Origin of the sequence: Rothia nasimurium (genome assembly GCF_928381415.1) — a bacterium.
Classification (GTDB): Bacteria; Actinomycetota; Actinomycetes; order Actinomycetales; family Micrococcaceae; genus Rothia; species Rothia nasimurium_H.
This window is the reverse complement of record NZ_CAKMSF010000024.1, coordinates 1-937: the sequence shown is the minus strand read 5'-3', so window position 1 is coordinate 937 and position 937 is coordinate 1. Positions and strand designations below refer to the sequence as shown.

Genomic DNA, 937 nt, shown 5'->3' with positions numbered 1-937 from the left:
TGATTAAACCCAGCGGCATATAGGTTAGTAAAAAACCACCCGGTGTTTTCACGCGCCCTGCAAGAAATGTCGCCAAAGGTGTATTTAGTCCCGCAATAATAACCGCAGCGATAAGACCCAGTAACATTTTCTTCTCTTTCTTTAAATGGTGTTTCAGATTATTTTATGCGAAAATTTGTTAACTGAATCCAACTTACTCAACAGGTTGAGTAGATGCAATACCAAAAGAACTCAACGCATCAGGAAACTGCACAAACTTAGTCACAAACACAAACTTTTTCCCTTCATGAGCCTGCAGAAACTCCAACAAAGCTGCATCGTTCATGTCCCGTGGATACCTTGTAGTCGTGATAACAATATCCCCACAGTCACTACTCTCAATGTGTATAGAACGATACGCGGTGGGCCCACCGTTTCCCCCTGAACTACTGTTGAACTTTGCGGAATCTACGGTACAGACTTGCTCTCCTTGGAATAATTCATTGAGAACAAATCGCGCCCCGAGACCAACAAAAAGAAGAGCAGAGCAAATTGATAACAAAATAACTGTAACTTTGCGCCATGGCGGGGTTTCCGCCCATGATATTCGTTGTTTTGACATTAAATTCCCTACGGTTGAACTAACTTTTTTATATCTCCAGGATTGGAAATTATTCCCTTGGCCATCTCTTCAATGCCCTTTTGGGCAAAGTCATCGTTCTTATTTTCATCGGTAGTAGTAACTGAATTGTTGATTCCGCCTGCGGCAAACTCAGTGCCACGAGTCAGACCAAACTCAGTAATATCCGCTACCTTCGAGTTTCCAGAAACCAGCCCAGGAACAGCGACCGTAGCAACACCAGTCCCCATACCCACACCACCAGCAAACACAACACCCCTCATATTCCAGTCCTCCCGCACCTGATAATTATCCGTATTCGGCATCGTATACTGCAAC

2 protein-coding genes are annotated in these 937 nt (G+C 44.1%); both read right to left on the bottom strand.

The features are described 5' to 3' along the window. Positions 1–193 precede the first annotated feature (193 nt). Entirely contained in the window at positions 194–325 is a 132-nt protein-coding gene (locus L7A20_RS12020; protein ID WP_272878958.1) for a hypothetical protein, read from the bottom strand. Between the two features lie 284 nt (positions 326–609). Further along, the coding region (locus L7A20_RS11820; protein WP_237223678.1) for a hypothetical protein at positions 610–937 on the bottom strand (328 nt) is incomplete at its 5' end.

What these genes read in the sequence shown, in the direction of transcription:
- L7A20_RS12020 (WP_272878958.1), bottom strand. Translation starts at nt 325, where the DNA reads ATGAACGATGCAGCTTTGTTGGAGTTTCTGCAGGCTCATGAAGGGAAA.